The sequence below is a fragment of the Malikia spinosa genome, from assembly GCF_002980625.1.
GTDB lineage: Bacteria > Pseudomonadota > Gammaproteobacteria > Burkholderiales > Burkholderiaceae_C > Malikia > Malikia spinosa.
Genome location: NZ_PVLR01000029.1, coordinates 15,770 through 32,380 on the forward strand (window position 1 = coordinate 15,770; position 16,611 = coordinate 32,380).

Annotated in this window: 9 protein-coding genes, 1 other RNA gene and 1 pseudogene; 8 read left to right on the forward strand and 3 right to left on the reverse strand. The window is 67.5% G+C overall.

Going from position 1 to position 16,611, the window contains the following annotated elements:
* The first annotated feature begins 280 nt into the window (after nt 1–280).
* From C6P61_RS10885 to C6P61_RS10895, 3 genes and pseudogenes are all read left to right on the forward strand, one after another.
* A complete protein-coding gene (locus tag C6P61_RS10885; protein ID WP_105729958.1) occupies nt 281–3,709 on the forward strand; it encodes a PAS domain-containing hybrid sensor histidine kinase/response regulator in 3,429 nt (1,142 codons plus the stop codon).
* Between the two features lie 64 nt (nt 3,710–3,773).
* Nucleotides 3,774–5,469: pseudogene (locus tag C6P61_RS10890) on the forward strand (SulP family inorganic anion transporter).
* Between the two features lie 58 nt (nt 5,470–5,527).
* The gene (locus C6P61_RS10895; RefSeq protein WP_244908884.1) at nt 5,528–6,535 is read left to right on the forward strand and encodes a potassium channel family protein; all 1,008 of its coding nucleotides are present in this window, start codon (nt 5,528–5,530) and stop codon (nt 6,533–6,535) included.
* On the opposite strand, the gene C6P61_RS10900 is transcribed toward C6P61_RS10895, so the two are convergent.
* Complete coding sequence (locus C6P61_RS10900; RefSeq protein ID WP_105729960.1) at nt 6,527–7,360, reverse strand: IclR family transcriptional regulator; 834 nt, start codon at nt 7,358–7,360, stop codon at nt 6,527–6,529. The genes C6P61_RS10895 and C6P61_RS10900 overlap by 9 nt on opposite strands.
* Nucleotides 7,361–7,517: 157 nt before the next feature.
* Between C6P61_RS10900 and C6P61_RS10905 the strand changes: the two genes are divergently transcribed.
* The 4 genes from C6P61_RS10905 (at nt 7,518) to C6P61_RS10920 (ending at nt 12,842) form a co-directional block, all read left to right on the forward strand.
* Nucleotides 7,518–8,483, forward strand: coding sequence for an MBL fold metallo-hydrolase (locus C6P61_RS10905; RefSeq protein ID WP_105729961.1), 966 nt, complete (start codon nt 7,518–7,520; stop codon nt 8,481–8,483).
* 145 nt (nt 8,484–8,628) lie between these two features.
* Nucleotides 8,629–10,293 (forward strand): FAD-dependent oxidoreductase, encoded by a 1,665-nt coding sequence (locus C6P61_RS10910; protein WP_105729962.1) that lies wholly within the window; start codon nt 8,629–8,631, stop codon nt 10,291–10,293.
* 18 nt (nt 10,294–10,311) lie between these two features.
* Nucleotides 10,312–10,569 (forward strand): DUF2783 domain-containing protein, encoded by a 258-nt coding sequence (locus C6P61_RS10915; protein WP_105729963.1) that lies wholly within the window; start codon nt 10,312–10,314, stop codon nt 10,567–10,569.
* Nucleotides 10,570–11,003: 434 nt separating this feature from the next.
* Nucleotides 11,004–12,842 carry a hypothetical protein gene (locus tag C6P61_RS10920; RefSeq protein WP_146115038.1) on the forward strand — a complete coding sequence of 613 codons (1,839 nt, stop codon included), beginning with the start codon at nt 11,004–11,006 and terminating at the stop codon, nt 12,840–12,842.
* Between the two features lie 177 nt (nt 12,843–13,019).
* Here C6P61_RS10920 and ffs read toward each other — a convergent pair.
* Both ffs and C6P61_RS10930 read right to left on the reverse strand, forming a co-directional pair.
* Nucleotides 13,020–13,116: signal recognition particle sRNA small type (gene ffs / locus C6P61_RS10925), an RNA gene on the reverse strand.
* 20 nt (nt 13,117–13,136) lie between these two features.
* On the reverse strand, nt 13,137–14,948 hold the full coding sequence (locus C6P61_RS10930; RefSeq protein WP_105729965.1) for a gamma-glutamyltransferase family protein: 1,812 nt from the start codon (nt 14,946–14,948) through the stop codon (nt 13,137–13,139).
* 87 nt (nt 14,949–15,035) lie between these two features.
* Here C6P61_RS10930 and dnaX point away from each other — a divergent pair.
* A partial coding sequence (dnaX, locus tag C6P61_RS10935; protein WP_244908882.1) for a DNA polymerase III subunit gamma/tau occupies nt 15,036–16,611 on the forward strand: 1,576 nt, incomplete at its 3' end.

The window sequence follows — 16,611 nt, forward strand, 5'->3', positions numbered from 1 at the left end:
CATCATAGCGGTTAGTCGATTTCCCTCGCCACCTTGTTGCTGTCGGCACGAGTGCTCAGACCTGGGGCGGGCGCCGGCATCGGGCCGGCCGGACGCGGCTTGGGCCTGACATTAATGGCATATTTCACTGATTTTTGCTGCCCCGATTTGCTAAAATAGGAAACATGTGCAGAAAAGCCTTGGTAATCGCGCCTGTCTTGTCGCCCTCCGGACCGGGTCAGGATTGTCATGCCCCGGCCCTGGGCGGAGGCTACGTGGCGCCAGCTGAAGGCGGCCAGACATGATGTCGGCCCGCAAGACCTGGTTGCGCTTTGCGCTGCCCCTGCTGGCGCTCACGCTGCTGATCGTGCTGGTCGGTGCCTTTGGCTACCGCTACCTGAGCCAGCAGGTGCGCGACGAGACCCATCGCACGCTGGCGGTGATCGCCGAGCAGAAGCGCCAGCAGATCGAGGATTCGCTGGCCGAGCGGCGGCTCGACGCCGAGCTGTATTTCTCCGGTCATTCGCAGCTCGAGCTGCTGTTCGAGCAATGGCTGCGCAGCGGGCGCCGGGACGCCGTGCTGCGCGAGCAGATCAAGGGCCGGATGGCCGAGCTGGCCCGCGTGCGCGCCTGGGAAGGGCTGGCCGTGCTCGACCCGCGCGGCGGCATGATCCTGTCGGTCGGCGATGTGCGGCACCTGCAGTTGTCCGAGCGGGCACGCGACATCGCGCGCCAGCCCCGCATCGAGCTGGTCGACCTGCAGCGCCAGGCCGGTGGCGCGACCCATTACGGCCTGCTCGCGCCGATGGGCCGCCCGGGCCAGTCGCCGCTGGGCATCGTCTATGTCAGCTGGCGTGCCGATCGCGACCTCTATCCGCTGGTCGAATCCTGGCCGGTGCCGACCCAGACTGCCGAGACCTATCTGGTGCGGCGCGAAGGCGAGCGGGTCATGTTCCTGACGCCGCTGCGTCATCGGCGCGATGCCGCGCTGGCCTTGAGCCAGCCGCTGAGCACGCCCGATCTGCCGGCCGCGCGCGCTGTCAAGGGCGAGCGCGGCATCATTGCCGGCGGGCGCGACTACCGCCGCCAGCCGGTGCTGGCCTATTCCGCCGCCGTGGCCGGCAGTTCCTGGCTGATGATTGCCGAGATCGACGAGGTCGAGGCTTATGCCGGCGTGCGCACCCTGTCCTGGGTCGTGGCCCTGGTCATGGGGCTGGGGCTGCTGCTGGTCTACAGCGCCGGCTACCAGGCCTGGCGCCGCGACCGCCAGGCGCAGCAGCTGGCCTTGCTGCAGGCCCAGCGCGCGGCCGAGGCGCGCTTTCGCGTCATGTTCGAGCAGGCCGCGCTCGGCGCGGTGCTGGTCGATGCGCGCGACGGCAGCATCGTCGAGGCCAATGCCCGCTTTGCCGAGATGCTCGGGCGCAGTGCGGCCGAACTCGAAGGCCAGGATCCGCTGCAGTTCACCCACCCGGACGATGTCGCCGACAGCCGCGCCGGCATGGCCCGGCTGCTGGCGGGCGAGGTCTCCAGCCTCAAGCTGGTCAAGCGCTATCTGCGGCCCGACGGGGCGCTGGTCTGGGCCAGCCTGAGCGGCGCGCCCGTGCAGGAGGGGCCGGGGCCGCAGCGCCCCGCGCTCTGCCTGGTGCTGGTGGAGGATGTCACCGAGCGGCGCCAGATCGAGGAGCGTCTGCGCATCAGCCAGGAGCGACACCGCCTGATTGCCGAGAACGCGATCGACGTGATCGTGACGCTCGACATCAACGGCCGCTACACCTATGTCAGTCCCTCGGTCGAGAAGCTGTGCGGCTACCCGGCCGAGGAGGTCATGCGCCAGAGCCTCGACCAGTTGCTGACGCCGGCTTCGAGCCAGACCGTGCAGGCCTATTTCCAGTCGCTGCGCGAGCGCCAGGCCGCCGGGCTGCCGCTCGAGAGCTTCCGGGCCGAGATCGAGCAGCGGCACAGGTCCGGCGCCACGATCTGGGCCGAGATCATGATCAGCCCGCTGGTCAGCGCCGACGGCCGCTTCGTCGAGGTGCTGGGCGTGGCGCGCGACATCAGCGAGCGCAAGCGCTACGAGCACGAACTGCAGCAGGCCTACGACGATGCCGAGGCGGCCAATGCCGCCAAGAGCGAATTCCTGGCCCACATGAGCCACGAGATCCGCACCCCGATGAATGCGGTGCTCGGGCTGGCCCAGGTGCTCGAGCGCGAGCCGCTCTCGGGCCAGCAGCGCGAGATGGTCGAGCGCATCCGCAGCGCCGGCCAGTCGCTGCTGGCCATCCTCAACGATGTGCTCGACCTGTCCAAGATCGAGGCCGGCCAGCTGCGCCTGGAGCCGCGACCGTTCGAGCTCGCCGCGCTGCTGGCCAATGTCGACAGCCTGATGGGCCAGGCCGCCCGCTCCAAGGGCCTGAGCCTGCAGCTGCAGGGCCCGCAACCCGAGCCCGGCACCTTGCTCGGCGACGGGCTCAGGCTCGAGCAGATCTTGCTCAACCTGCTGGGCAACGCGGTCAAGTTCACCGAGCAGGGGCAGGTCGAGCTGCGCGTGCGCGTGACCGAGCAGGAGCCCGCCAGCCTCTGGCTGCGCTTCGAGGTCATCGACAGCGGCATGGGCATCGCGCCCGAGGCGCTCGAGCGGCTGTTCTCGCCCTTCACCCAGGCCGATGCCGGCATCGGCCGGCGCTTTGGCGGCACCGGGCTGGGCCTGTCGATCTGCAAGCGGCTGGTCGAGCTGATGGGCGGCGAGATCGGCGCCGAGAGCCAGCCCGGCCAGGGCAGCAACTTCTGGTTCGAGCTGCCGTTCGAGCGCACTGCGCTGGCCTGCGAGCCTTCGATCCGGCGCGTGCCGCCCGGGCCTTTTGCCCCGCGCCTGGTTGGCGCGCATATCCTGGTGGTCGACGACAGCGCGATGAACCGGGACCTGGTCGAGCGCGCGCTGCAGCTCGAGGGCGCGACCTCGACCCTGGCGGCCGATGGCCAGCAGGCGCTACAGCGGCTCAGGTCGAGCCCGGCCGCCTTCGACGCGGTGTTGATGGACATCCAGATGCCGGTGCTCGATGGCCTGAGCGCGACCCGCCTGATCCGCGGCGAGCTCGGCTTGCGCGAGCTGCCGGTGATCGCCTTCACTGCCGGCGTGCGCGAGGAGCAGCAGGCCGCCGCGCGCGCGGCCGGCGCCAACGAGGTGCTGCCCAAGCCGATGGACCTCGAGCAGATGGTCACGCTGCTGTGCGACTGCATCCGGCCCCGGCCGCCAGGCTGCGCCACCGAAGCCTTGCGCCCGCCATCGCTGGCGCCCAGCGGGCCCATGCTCGCTGCCTTGCCCGCGCCGGCTGCCAGCGCACCACCGGCAAACGCCAGCTCCGGCGCAGCGAAGCCGGCCAAGGTCACGGGTTTTCCGGTCATCGCCGGCCTCGACAGCGAGCGCGCCGCGCAGCGTCTGGGCGGCGACCGCGAGATCTTCCTCGACCTGCTTGCGATGTTCGTCGCCGAGCATCGCGACGCCGTGCGCCAGGTCCGGGGCGAGCTCGCGCGTGGCGAGCGCGAGGCCGCTGCGCGCCGCATGCATACCCTGCGCGGCAGCGCCGGTTTCCTGTGCGCGACCGGGTTGATGCAGTCGGCCGCCACGCTCGAGGAGGCGATCGACCGCGGCCAGGAGGAGCTGGAGCCGGCGCTGGAGGCGCTCGAGCGCGCGATCGCCGCTCTGGTCGGGGCCAGCGCGCCCTGGCGCTGAGCGGCGGCTGGCGCCGCGCCAAGCGCCGGCTTTGGCCTGCGGCGCCGACCTATACTCCTGCTCCATGCCGCCCTCCGCCCGACTTCAGCGCCTGTTCCCCTTCCTGGCCTGGCCGCGGCCTGACGCGCAGTTGCTGCGCAGCGAGGCGCTGGCCGGTCTTGCGGTCGGCCTGATGGTGATCCCGCAGGGGGTGGCCTATGCGGTGCTGGCCGGCATGCCGCCGGTCACCGGTATCTACGCCTCGATGCTGCCGGCCTTGCTGGCGGTGCTGTTCAGCGCCTCGACCCGGCTTTCTGTCGGCCCGACCGCGCTGAGCTGCCTGCTGGTGGCCGCTTCGCTCGGCGGCCTGGCCGAACCCGGCAGCGTGCGCTGGGTCGAGCTTGCGGTCTGGCTGGCGCTGCTGTCGGGACTGCTGCAGATCGCGCTGGGCTGGCTGCGCTTTGGCTGGCTGCTCAATGTCGTCAGCGCGCCAGTGCTGATGGCGTTCACCCAGGCCGCGGCGCTGCTGATCATTGCCTCGCAGTTGCGCGACCTGCTCGGCATCCAGCTTGCCTGGCGGCAGTGGCTGCAGTCGCCCGGCCTGCATGGGCCGTCGCTGGCCTTCGGCCTCGGCAGCTTCGCGCTGCTGCTGCTGTCGCGGCGCTGGAAGCCGGCCTTTCCCTCGGTATTGCTGATCGTGCTGGCCAGCGCCGGCCTGTCCTGGGGCCTGGACTTCGAGGCCGGCGGCGGGCGCGTCGTGGGCGCACTGCCGCAGGGCCTGCCCGCGCTCTACTGGCCGTCCTGGCCCGGCCTCGAGACCCTGAGCCAGTTGCTGCTGCCGACCCTGGTCATCACGCTGGTCAGCTTTCTCGAGACCGCTTCCAGCGCCAAGGTCGACAGCGAGCGCCAGGGCAAGCGCTGGAACCAGAACCAGGACCTGATCGGGCAGGGACTGGGCAAGATCGCCGCTGCCCTCAGCGGTGCCTTCCCGACCAGTTCCTCCTTCTCGCGTTCGGCGCTCAACCTCTATGCCGGTGCGCGCACCGGTTGGGCCACGTTGTTTTCGGTGCTGGTGGTGTTGCTGGCGCTGCTGCTGTTCACGCCGGTGCTGCGCCATGTGCCGCAGGCGGTGCTGGCCGCGATCGTGCTGGTCGCCGTGCTGGGCCTGGTCAGGCCGCGCGAATTCCTGCGCCTGTGGCGCATCTCGCGGGTCGAGGCCTGTACCGCCGGCGCCACCTTCGCGATCACGCTGCTGTCGGCCCCCGAGCTGCACTGGGGCGTGCTGGCCGGGGTGCTGATGGCGCTGAGCCATTTCGTCTACCAGCGCCTGCATCCGCGCATCATCGAGGTCGGCCAGCACCCCGACGGCAGCCTGCGCGACCGCCATCTCTGGCAGCTGGCGCCGCTGGCGCCGCAGACCTATGCGCTGCGCATGGATGCGGCGCTGGACTTCGCCGCGGCGGCCGAGTTCGAGCGTGCCATCGTCGAGTCGCTGGCGCGCCAGCCCGACATCAGCCATGTCTGCCTGTTCGCCCAGGCCATCAACCGGATCGATGCGACCGGCGTCGACACCTTCGCCAAGCTGCGCGGCCAGCTCGGCGTGCGCGGCATCACGCTGCACCTGAAGCGGGGTCAAGCTGCCGGTCGAGACCGCGCTGCGGCGCGCCGGCGCCCTCGAGGCCGGGCCTTGGCTGGTCGAATACCGCACCGACGCCGAGGCGCTGGCCGCCTTGTCCCGTCTGGCGGTGCTGCCCGACGACATCGCCGCGGCGGCGATCTGAGACGGGTCATCGCATGGATCTGGCACAACCGATCACCCCGGCCGGGCAGAACCATCGTGTGCTGCTGCGCATGGGCTGGGCCTTCGTGGCGCTGTTGCTGCAGCTGCTGGTCGGCACGCTGGGCTTCCTGTATTTCGGGCAGGAAGGCACGGCACCCTTCGATGCCTTCTACATGACGGCGATCACGATCACCACCGTGGGCTACGGCGAGGTGGTCGATCTCGCCCATACCGACGCCGGCCGGCTGTTCGCGGCCTTCGTCTCGTTCGTCGGCTTTGGCACGGTGACCTTCATCTTCACCAGCCTGACCGTCTTCTTTCTCGAAACCGATCTCAACGAGGCGCTGCGCCGACGCCGCATGGAAAAAGCCATACTCAAGCTCAAAGACCATTACATCCTGTGCGGTTTCGGCCGCGTCGGCCGCAACGTCGCGACCGAGCTGATCGTCACCGGCCACCGCTTCGTCGCGATCGAGCCCAATGCCGACGAGCTCGGGCGCTTCCTCGAGCGCCAGCCCGGCCTGCTCTATATCCAGGGCGACGCCTCTGACGACGACCTGCTGCTGCGCGCCGACCTGGCCGATGCGCGGGGCCTGTTCGCGGTCACGGGCGACGACAGCCGCAACCTGATGATCTGCCTGACCGTGCGCCAGCTCAACCCGACCGTGCGCATCGTCGCGCGCTGCCACGAGATGCGCAATGCCGACAAGATGCGCAAGGCCGGTGCCGATGTGGTGGTATCGCCCGACTTCACCGGTGGCATGAGCATCGCCTCCTCGATGATCCGGCCGCATGTGGCGTCCTTCTTCGACGAGATGCTGCGCTCCGAGCTCAATACCCGGATCGAGGAAGTGCCCGTGCCCGCGGGCTGGACGCCGTGTCGCCTGTCCGAGCTCGGCCGGCGCAGCGCCAGCCACATGCTGCTGGGGGTGCGCCTCGACGGCCGGCTCGAACTCAATCCCGGCGACGATTTCTGGCTCCAGCCCGGCCAGATCCTGCTGATCATGGCGGACGCCGCTGGCCGCCAGGCGCTCGAGCACCGCCTGGCCGGCACCGACTCAGTCTGATTCGAGCCGCCTGGCGCCCAGGCGCTCGCTGATCTCCTGCGTCGCCTGCCTGAGCGTCAGCGCCTGCGCGCTGGCGGGCCCGAGCTGCATGCTGGCGGTGGGCCCGATCGCCGCGATCACCAGCGCCAGCCGGCCGAAGCCGTCGAACACCGGCGCTGCCAGTCCGCTGATGCCCAGATGCAGCTCGTCCTGCACCCGGCTGATCCCGCTCTGGCGCACGGCCTGCAATTCGGCCGCGAAGCCGGGCTCATCCAGGGCGCCGGCATGGCCCTCGCGCGCCAGCGCCAGCGCGACTTCCTCGGCCGGGCGCAAGGCCGCGAACACCTTGCCGGTCGCGGTATGGCGCATCGAGGCCGCGCTGCCGTGGCGCATCGAGACATGCACTGGCGTTGGCCCTTCCTCGACCCGGATGATGATCGGTGACTGTCCGCCCCAGACCGCCGCCGACACCGTGCAGCCGAGCTTGTGCGCCAGCCCCGGCAGGGCGGCAATCGCCAGCCGGACCGGGTCCACCTGCTGCAGGCTGATCAGCCCCAGCTGCATCGCCAGCGGCCCCAGGCCGTAGTGGCCGCTGGCCGGGTCCTGCTCGATCAGGCCCAGCTTGCCAAAGCTTACCAGGTAGGGGTGCGCCTTGGCCGGCGTCATCTCGGCCTCGCGCGCGAGGTCCTTCAAGGCCATGCGCCGTCCGGTGTGCGCCAGCGCCTTGAGCAGCTGGCCGCCGACCTCGACGCTCTGGATGCCGCGCGAGGTGCGGGTTTCGCCCTCATCGTGGCTGGCGGTGTCGCTGGCGGCAGGCGGTTTTTGCGGGGCGGGAGTTCTGACCATGGCGGCTATTGTCCCAGCAGAAGGCGGGGCTGCCGCAGCAGTCAAGGGTTTTCACCTAATCGAATTGGTTTGTCAATGGCGAATATTCTGGCTACCATGGCGGCTAGTCATTTCGTTAAACCAGTTCGTCATTGACGAATTTCAACCCGGAACCGCCATGAGCAGCAAGACCTTCGCCTCCGCCGCCGACCTCGAGGAAAAGAAAATCACCTTCCAGAAGTTGTCCGAGCATGCCTACGCCTACACCGCCGAGGGCGACCCGAACACCGGCATCATCATCGGCGACGACGCCGTGATGGTGATCGACACCCAGGCCACGCCCGTGATGGCGCAGGACGTGATCCGCCGCATCCGCGAAGTCACCGACAAGCCGATCAAGTACGTGGTCATGAGCCACTACCACGCGGTGCGCGTGCTGGGCGCTTCCGCCTACATGGCCGAAGGCGGCGAGCAGATCATCGCCAGCCGCGACACCTACGACCTGGTGGTCGAGCGCGGCGAGTTCGACAAGGCCAGCGAGATCGGTCGCTTCCCGCGCCTGTTCCAGAACGTCGAGAGCGTGCCCGATGGCCTGACCTGGCCGACCATGACCTTCGAGGGCAAGATGTCGATCTGGCTCGGCAAGCTCGAAGTCCAGCTGATCCAGCTCGGCCGCGGCCACACCAAGGGCGACACCGTGGCCTGGATTCCGTCCGAGAAGATCCTGTTCTCGGGCGATCTGGTCGAGTTCGATGCCACCCCCTACGCCGGCGACGCCTACTTCAAGGACTGGCCGCAGACGCTCGACAACGTCGCCGCGCTCCAGCCCGAAAAGCTGGTGCCCGGCCGTGGCGCCGCACTGACCACCCCTGAGCAGGTGCAAGCCGGCCTGAGCGGCACGCGCGACTTCATCCGTGACCTGTATGAGAGCGTGCAGGCCGGTGCCGCCGCCGGCAAGGACCTGCGCGCGGTCTACGAGGAGACCTTCGCCAAGCTGAGCCCCAAGTACGGCCACTGGGTCATCTTCAACCACTGCATGCCGTTCGACGTGACCCGCGCCTATGACGAGGCCACCCAGTACACCGATCCGCGCATCTGGACCGCAGAGCGCGATCGCCAGATGTGGATCGCGCTCGAAGGCTGATGCCTGACGCGCGGGCTCCTTGAGCAGCCCGCGCTGAGTTCCGATACCCCCGCCTCCGGCAGCGTCTGGCGCAGCCGGCAGGGCGGAGCTTTGCCAAAAAGTCCGGCCATCGCCCCGGTGGCCTCCATCCCAGCAGAGACAACACATGAAACGCGAAGACCTTTCCCGCCATCCCTTCCGTGGCGACGGCGCTCAGGTGCAGGCAATCGAGTTCGCCTACCAGCGCTCGCTCGACCAGGACGCCGATCGTCCGGTCCACCATCCGGTCGTGATCGTCGGCGCCGGCCCGGTCGGCCTGACGCTGGCAATCGACCTGGCCCAGCGCGGCCAGCGCATGCTGCTGCTTGACAACGACCACCGGCTGTCGATCGGCTCCCGCGCGCTGTGCTTTGCCAAGCGCACGCTCGAGATCTGGGATCGCCTGGGCGTCGGCGCGCCGATGGTCGACAAGGGCGTGTCCTGGAACGTCGGCAAGGTCTTCCTGCGCGAGCAGCAGCTGTACCAGTTCAACCTGCTGCCCGAGGACGGCCACGAGCGCCCGGCCTTCATCAACCTGCAGCAGTACTACTGCGAGGCCTATCTGGTCGAGCGCTGCCTGCAGCTGCCCAACATCGAGATCCGCTGGGACAACAAGGTCGCCGCGATCGAGACGCGCGACGACGGCGCGCTGCTCAGCATCGACACCCCCGAGGGCAGTTACCAGATCGACGCCGGCTGGGTGCTGGCCTGCGACGGCTCGCGCTCGACCATGCGCCAGCTGATGGGCCTGGAGAGCAAGGGCCGCATCTTCCAGGACCGCTTCCTGATCGCCGACGTCAAGATGACGGCTGATTTCCCGACCGAGCGCTGGTTCTGGTTCGACCCGCCGTTCCACCCGAACCAGTCGGTGCTGCTGCACCGCGAGCCCGACAATGTCTGGCGCATCGACTTCCAGCTCGGCTGGGACGCCGACCCCGAGCTGGAGAAGAAGCCCGAGAACATCATCCCGCGCGTCAAGGCGCTGCTCGGCAAGGATGTCGACTTCACGCTCGAGTGGGCCAGCGTCTACACCTTCGCCTGCCTGCGCATGGACCAGTTCGTGCATGGCCGGGTGGTGTTCGCGGGCGACTGCGCGCATGGCGTCTCGCCGTTTGGCGCGCGCGGTGCCAACAGCGGCGTGCAGGATGCCGACAACCTGGCCTGGAAGCTCGATTGGGTGCTCAAGGGCCGCGCCGGCGTCGAGCTGCTGCAGAGCTACGGCCCCGAGCGCGAGTACGCGGCCGACGAGAACATCTGCAACTCGACCCGCGCCACGGACTTCATCACGCCCAAGAGCGAGATCAGTCGCCTGTTCCGCGACGTCACGCTGGGGCTGGCCCGCGAGCACGAGTTCGCCCGCCGCCTGGTCAACAGCGGGCGCCTGTCGGTGCCGGCCACGCTGCATGGCTCCCCGCTCAACACGCCCGATGGCGACAGCTTTGCCGGCAAGATGGTGCCGGGCGCGCCGCTGACCGATGCCCCGGTGCAACGCGCCGACGGCCAGGCCAGCTGGCTGCTGCGCGAGACCGCCGCCGACTTCACGCTGCTGGTGTTCGGCGAGCCGCCTGAATGGACGCAAGCCCTGCAGCATGTCCAGACGGTCTCGATCGGCCGCGACCTGATCGATGTGCAGGGCCTGGTGGCCCAGCGCCTGGACGCGACGCCCGGCAGCGCCTACCTGATCCGCCCGGACCAGCATGTGGCGGCCCGCTGGCGCCAGCCGAGCGAAGCTGGCGTGCGCGCTGCGCTGGCCACCGCCACCGCCCAGTCCCGCACTGCCGTAGCCGCCTGAACCGAAAGGAAACCACAGATGCTGAACACCCAAGTCACAACACTGCCCTACGACGACATGTACGAGGCACTGATCGAAGCCCACCAGGGCCTGAGCACCGAGCAAAGCCATGTCATGAATGCGCGCCTGGTGCTGCTGCTGTCCAACCACATCGGCGACCTGGCCGTCCTCAAGCAGGCCTATCAGCTCGCGCGTGGTCAGGACGCTGCGGCCTCGCAGCAGCCGGATGCCGGCAAGCGCGCCATCACGCCGGTGGCGCCGGTTCATGCGGCCTGATTGGCCATGATGCACTCTGTGCGGGTGCTCCATGGACCGCTCAAGCTCCGCACGGTCTGCCCAGCATCTGCTCACTTCGACAGCGTCAATTCACGAATGAGCAAATGCCGGGCTGCACGGTGTGCCAGTGGCTAGATTCGGATTTTAATGATTGATGTGATGCATCTTTCATATTGGACTAATTGATCTGATAATTCATCTGTTGAGACATCGCGAATTAGACCAGACGTAGCGCGACTGCATGCATTTTGCCGACTCAGGAAACAGCCCTCAGTCCAACCAGTTCGGCCAACCAGGAGGCAAAGCCGCTGGATGCGGTCAAGAGCCATGCGCTTGTCATAGGCTGTCAGCTAGTTGATTTCAGTGATATATTGACCACGGTGGATGAGCTAATCACCACCAAAGATATTTCATATAACTAGGAGTCAGAAACCATGCTGTTCAGAACTACCCCGTTGGTTGCGGCACTTTTCAGTGTCGCTGCGATAACCTTGGCTGGCTGCGGAGGCGGTGGTTCCGACGAGTCAACGCCAGTTGCATCGACCATCTTGTCCGGTACTGCAGCGGGTGGGGCGGCAGTTATCGGCAACGTTATCGTGACGGACAGCAAGGGACAAACCAAGAGTGCTCCTATTGCGGCGGACGGACGCTACACGATTGATGTCAGTGGCATGACCGGACCGTTCGTGCTGAAGGCTGCTGGCCAGGTGGGCAACACGAGCGTGACCTATTACTCGGCGGCAACCCAGGCTGACCTGGGTGGAACCGTGAACGTGACGCCGTTCACCAACATGATCGTCTCGAACATTGCCGCACAAATGGCAGAGACCTATTTCAGCAATCCTGCCAATATTGCCAATATCGGCACGTTGATCACGCCAACCGCATTGACAAATGCCCAGATCGCGTTGAAGGAAAAGCTGCAGCCTGTCTTGGCGGCGCTCGGCGTCAACAGCAGCATCGACCTGCTGCGCACCTCGTTTGCCGCCGACCATACCGGGCTCGATGCCGTGCTGGACCTGGTCAAGGTCGAAACCAATACCAACACCAATATTGTCACGCTCAAGAATGCGCTCACCAGCGTCGTGCTGGGCACGGACAATGTCACGACCGCAACGGACGACAAGCAGGCGGTTGTCGCGACCGGCGTCACGACCGAGGCCGCCACTGACTTACAGCTGGTGCTCGCAAAACTGGATAATTTTGCGAAACTGTTTGCGACCAGCGTGCCGTCGATTCAGGCCATCAAGGACAGCGGCACCTTTGATACCTCTGCCAGTTTCATGATGAGCGGGCAGACTTTTGCCCAGTTCGCCACCGAGATGTCTACCCAGCAAGACCTGGTGGGACTCAAGTTCAGCCATGTCGACATCTCGCCCGATGCCAACAACACCCCCGATGTGCTGATCCTGACTGCCGTGGTCTCGTCAAATACCGAGGCTATGCTGGACCGGATTCGCCTCCGGCTGGTCAAGTCCGGTGGGGCTTGGCTGGTGCAGGGCGACGGCCTCAAGGCGGATGTCTCGGTTCACGCCCAGGCGCACAGAGGTACTTGGGCCAATTCCATGGGATCGGGTGCCAATCCGATTCAAAACGGCCTGAGCATCTTCATTGATCCGTTCGAATTCAATAGCAACGTCATCAACGGAACCTTCAGCGGCGGCCAGATCGCTTCGGCGCTGGTGACCGGGCCAGGCCTGGGCGCTGGCGTGACTTTTGATCAGGCGACCCAGGATACCTGGCTCAAGCTGGCGGGACAGTCCTACAACACGAACCTGATCCCGGAGTGCACGACCGCGCTCACGGCACAATGCGTGAACATTGCCGAGACTGTGGACAACGGGGTCTACACCATCGTCCTGAAGAACGCCGCTGGCGGCAGCGTGAATGGCAGCGGCTACCAGATCAGGTTGCCCAAGAAACCTTACGCGACCAGTGAGTTGACGGCTGCCATGTTCCCGGAATTCACGTCGATCACGATTGATGGTCAGCCCATCACGCCGAACCTGTTGGCTACCTTGGCTGTCGGCAAGACGGTTGCTGCCTCCTGGACCATGCCGTCGGCACTGAAAGCCAAATACGCCAACATCTGGGCCAGCGGTGCCAACGGCACCGAGTTCTACCGGGTCGAGAAAGACCTGTTGCCCACCGCCACCTCGGTCTTGTTTGCGATTGAAGAGGGCTCTGGCACGCCCACCAGCGCAGGCATCTGGCTCGAAGGCACCGACAGCTACGGCCGTCGCCTGGCGGTCAGTGGCTACATCAGCCAGTAACCGCGCGCTCTGATGAAAGAACCCCTGGGATTCCAAAGAGTTCCAGGGGTTTTTGAATCAGCCAAGGCAAAGGCATGAGTCAAGCGCCAAGGTGAACCTCGCCCTGGGCGAACTGCCGCAGCAACAAAAAACCCGGCTCGAGGCCGGGTTTGGTCATGCATTGATTTTTCAGAATAAGGTGACGAGCCTTGACCCCGGCACTGGCTCCGCGGTTAGGGCTGCTTGGTTCCCCACCTGACCCGGTTGGCCGCTTCCCCATGCGGGAAGGCCCGTCAAGTGCGATTGTAGCCTGAATCAGTCGCCCATCACCAGGCCCTCGCGCCGCGGGTCGGCGCCGCCGAAATACCCGCCCGGCACCCGTTCGATCGCCTGCAGGCCGCTGGTCATGTCGATTTCCCGCATCTCGTGGCCGCGCGCCTTGAGTGCTTCGAGGGTGGCAGCGGGGAAGCGCCGGGCTTCGAGCAGGGTCGGGCCGTTGACCGAGCCGAAGTTGGGCAGGTCGATCGCCTGCTGCGCGTTCAGGCCCCAGTGCAGCCGGCTCCACAAGATCTTGGCGGTGTAGTGGATGATGAGGGCGCCGCCTGGGCTGCCGCCGCTCATCAGCAGCTGTCCGTCAGCCTGGTCGAACACCAGGGTCGGCGCCATCGACGAGCGCGGTCGCTTGCCCGGCTCGACGCGGTTGGCAACCGGCCGGCCCTGGGCATCGCGCGGCGTGAAGCTGAAGTCGGTCAGCTGGTTGTTGAGCAGGAAGCCATTGACCATCTGGCGCGAGCCGAAGGCATCCTCGATCGTGCTGGTCATGGCGACGGCACGCCCCTGCGCATCGATGATGCTGATGTGGCTGGTGCCGTATTCCGGCTGCTCGGGCATGGGGGCGAAGCTGGTCAGCAGGCCTGCTGGGCGCCCAGGCTGGGCGATCTTCATCGACCGGGGGCCGATCAGCTGCGCACGTTGGGCCAGGTAGTCGGGCGAGAGCAGGCTGAGCCAGGAGCCGGCGGGAGGTGCGGCGAAATCCGGGTCGGCGACATATTGCGCCCTATCCGCGAATGCCAGCCTGGCCGCTTCGGTGTAGTCATGCAGCCAGTCGGCGGATGGCAGGCCGTCGCGGCCCAGCGGCAGTTCGGCGCCCGCCGTCTGCTGCAGGATGCCCAGGATCTGGCCGATCGCGAGGGCGCCTGAACCCGGCGGCGGAAAACCGCAGATCCGGTAGACCTTGGCCGGTGGTACCGCATGGTCGAAGCACAGCGCCTCGCGCTGGCGTGGCTGGTAGCCGGCCAGGTCGGCCAGGCTCAGCAGGCCCGGGTTGCTCGGATGCGAGCGCACCTTGTCGACCATGGCCTGCGCCACCGGCCCCTGGTGCAAGGCCTTGGAGCCATGAGCCGCGATGTCCCGCAGCAGCCGGGCCAGCTCGGGATTCTTCAGCCGATGCCCGACCGGCCAGGGCTGGCCCTGGCCGTCGTAGAAGTAGGCCGCCGCGACCGGGTCCTTCCTGAGGTGCGGGTCCGCCGCCAGCAGCTGGTGCAGCCGGGGGCTGACCCGAAAGCCCTGTTCGGCCAGCGTGATGGCGGGCTGGAACAGGTTGGCCCAGGGCAGCCGGCCATGCTTCTGGTGCGCCAGTTCCAGCATGCGCAAGGTGCCGGGCACGCCGACCGAGCGCCCACCGACCACGCCCTCGCTGAAGGCCATCGGCTGGCCATCGGGCTTGAGGAACAGCTGCTCGTCGGCGCCAGCCGGCGCGGTCTCTCGGCCATCGTAGGCCTGGACCGACCGGCCGTCGAAGTGCAGCAGGAAGGCGCCGCCGCCCAGGCCGCTGGACTGGGGTTCGACCAGGGTCAGCACCATCTGCACCGCAACGGCGGCGTCCAGCGCGCTGCCGCCGGCCTTGATGACCTGGTAGCCGGCGTCGGTCGCCAGCGGGTTGGCGGCGGCGACGGCAAAGCGGCTGCTCTGCCAGCCGGGTTTTTCCGTGTAGCCGGATTGGCCCTCGGGCTGATGCGGAGCCTGGTAGGGCAAGCCGAGCGCCGGGCCGGGCGCCAGGCTGCTGCAAGCCGCCAGCAGGCTGGCTGACAGCAGGGCGAGCAGGCGGGGCGGGGTGGAAAATCGCATCGGGTCTCCTGTTGATTGTCCCTGGCGGACGATGCCGCGCATTTTCACTTCCAAGACCGAGGTCCCCCAGACCTTAGAATCGCCGCCATGTCTTACGTTGTCCTGGCCCGCAAATACCGCCCGAAGAACTTCGCCGAAATGGTGGGGCAGGAGCATGTGGTGCAGGCGCTCGGCAATGCGCTGACCACCCAGCGCCTGCATCATGCCTACCTGTTCACGGGTACGCGCGGGGTCGGCAAGACCACGGTCTCGCGCATCCTGGCCAAGTCGCTCAACTGCACCGGAGCGGACGGGCAGGGTGGCATCACGGCCCAGCCCTGCGGCGTCTGCGATGCCTGCCGCGACATCGACGCCGGCCGCTTCATCGACTACACCGAGCTCGATGCGGCCTCGAACCGCGGCGTCGACGAGGTTCAGGCCCTGCTCGAGCAGGCGGTCTACAAGCCGGTGCAGGGGCGCTTCAAGGTCTTCATGATCGACGAAGTGCACATGCTGACCAACACCGCCTTCAACGCGATGTTGAAGACGCTGGAGGAGCCGCCCGAGTACCTCAAGTTCGTGCTGGCGACCACCGATCCGCAGAAGGTGCCGGTCACGGTGCTGAGCCGCTGCCTGCAGTTCAACCTGCGCCCGATGGCGCCCGAAACCGTGTTCGAGCATCTGGGTCAGGTGCTGGCGTCCGAAGGCGTGGCGTCCGAGCCGATGGCGCTGCGCCTGCTGGCGCGTGCCGCGCGCGGCTCGATGCGCGACGCGCTGAGCCTGACCGACCAGGCGATTGCCTTTGGTGCTGGTCAGCTGCAGGAAGCCACCGTGCGCCAGATGCTGGGCGCGGTCGACCGCAGCCATGTCTTCGCGCTGATCGGTGCGCTGGCCGCTGGCGACGGCCGCACCGTGGTCGAGACGGTCGATGCGCTGCGCCTGAACGGCTACAGCGCGGCCTCGACGCTTGAGGAAATGACCGGCGTGCTGCAGCGCATGGCCGTGGCGCAGCAGGTGCCGCAGTCGATCAGCCGCGACGAGCCCGAGATGGCCGAGCTGCTGGCGCTGGCCCAGGCGCTGCCGCCCGACGAGACCCAGCTGCTCTACAGCCTGTGCCTGCACGGACGCGGCGAGCTGGGCCTGGCGCCCGACGAATATGCCGCGCTGACCATGGTGCTGCTGCGACTGCTGGCCTTCAAGCCGGCCGGCGCGGCTGAAAAAAAAACTCTGAAGTCGGCTGAGCCGGCCGCCGTAGAGCTTGTCCCGGCTGCAGCTGTGCCTGTGCCTGTGCCTGTGCCTGCAACGGCGCTGGCTACGGGCATGGCTACGCTTCCCCAGTCAGATGTCGCACCGCGGGTTGCTCCCGTCCCCGCACCGGCCCCTGTAGCGACTTCTGCACCCGCATCTGTACCGGCTGACCGCCGTCCCGCGCCGGCCGTCCAGCCAGCGCCCACAGTGCCCGTGATGGCGGTCCCCAAGGCGGCACCGACTCCGGTCTACCACGCTCCCGCTTCATCGGCGCCACCCGCGCCACCGGTCAGGGCCGCTGCGCGCCCGGGTCCCAGGCCTGCGCCAGCACCGGCCATGGACGATGGCTGGAGCAGTGCCTACGGCTCCGATGTCGAATTCGACGCCGAGGCCGAACTCGATGCCATGCTGAATGCGGCACCGGCACCGGCACCGG

Excerpts from the sequence above, each read along its gene's own strand:
- C6P61_RS10930 (WP_105729965.1), bottom strand. The coding sequence starts at position 14,948 with ATGCGATTTTCCACCCCGCCCCGCCTGCTCGCCCTGCTGTCAGCCAGC.
- C6P61_RS10900 (WP_105729960.1), bottom strand. The coding sequence starts at position 7,360 with ATGGTCAGAACTCCCGCCCCGCAAAAACCGCCTGCCGCCAGCGACACC.
- C6P61_RS10905 (WP_105729961.1), top strand. The coding sequence starts at position 7,518 with ATGAGCAGCAAGACCTTCGCCTCCGCCGCCGACCTCGAGGAAAAGAAA.
- C6P61_RS10885 (WP_105729958.1), top strand. The coding sequence starts at position 281 with ATGATGTCGGCCCGCAAGACCTGGTTGCGCTTTGCGCTGCCCCTGCTG.
- C6P61_RS10915 (WP_105729963.1), top strand. The coding sequence starts at position 10,312 with ATGCTGAACACCCAAGTCACAACACTGCCCTACGACGACATGTACGAG.
- C6P61_RS10920 (WP_146115038.1), top strand. The coding sequence starts at position 11,004 with ATGCTGTTCAGAACTACCCCGTTGGTTGCGGCACTTTTCAGTGTCGCT.
- C6P61_RS10910 (WP_105729962.1), top strand. The coding sequence starts at position 8,629 with ATGAAACGCGAAGACCTTTCCCGCCATCCCTTCCGTGGCGACGGCGCT.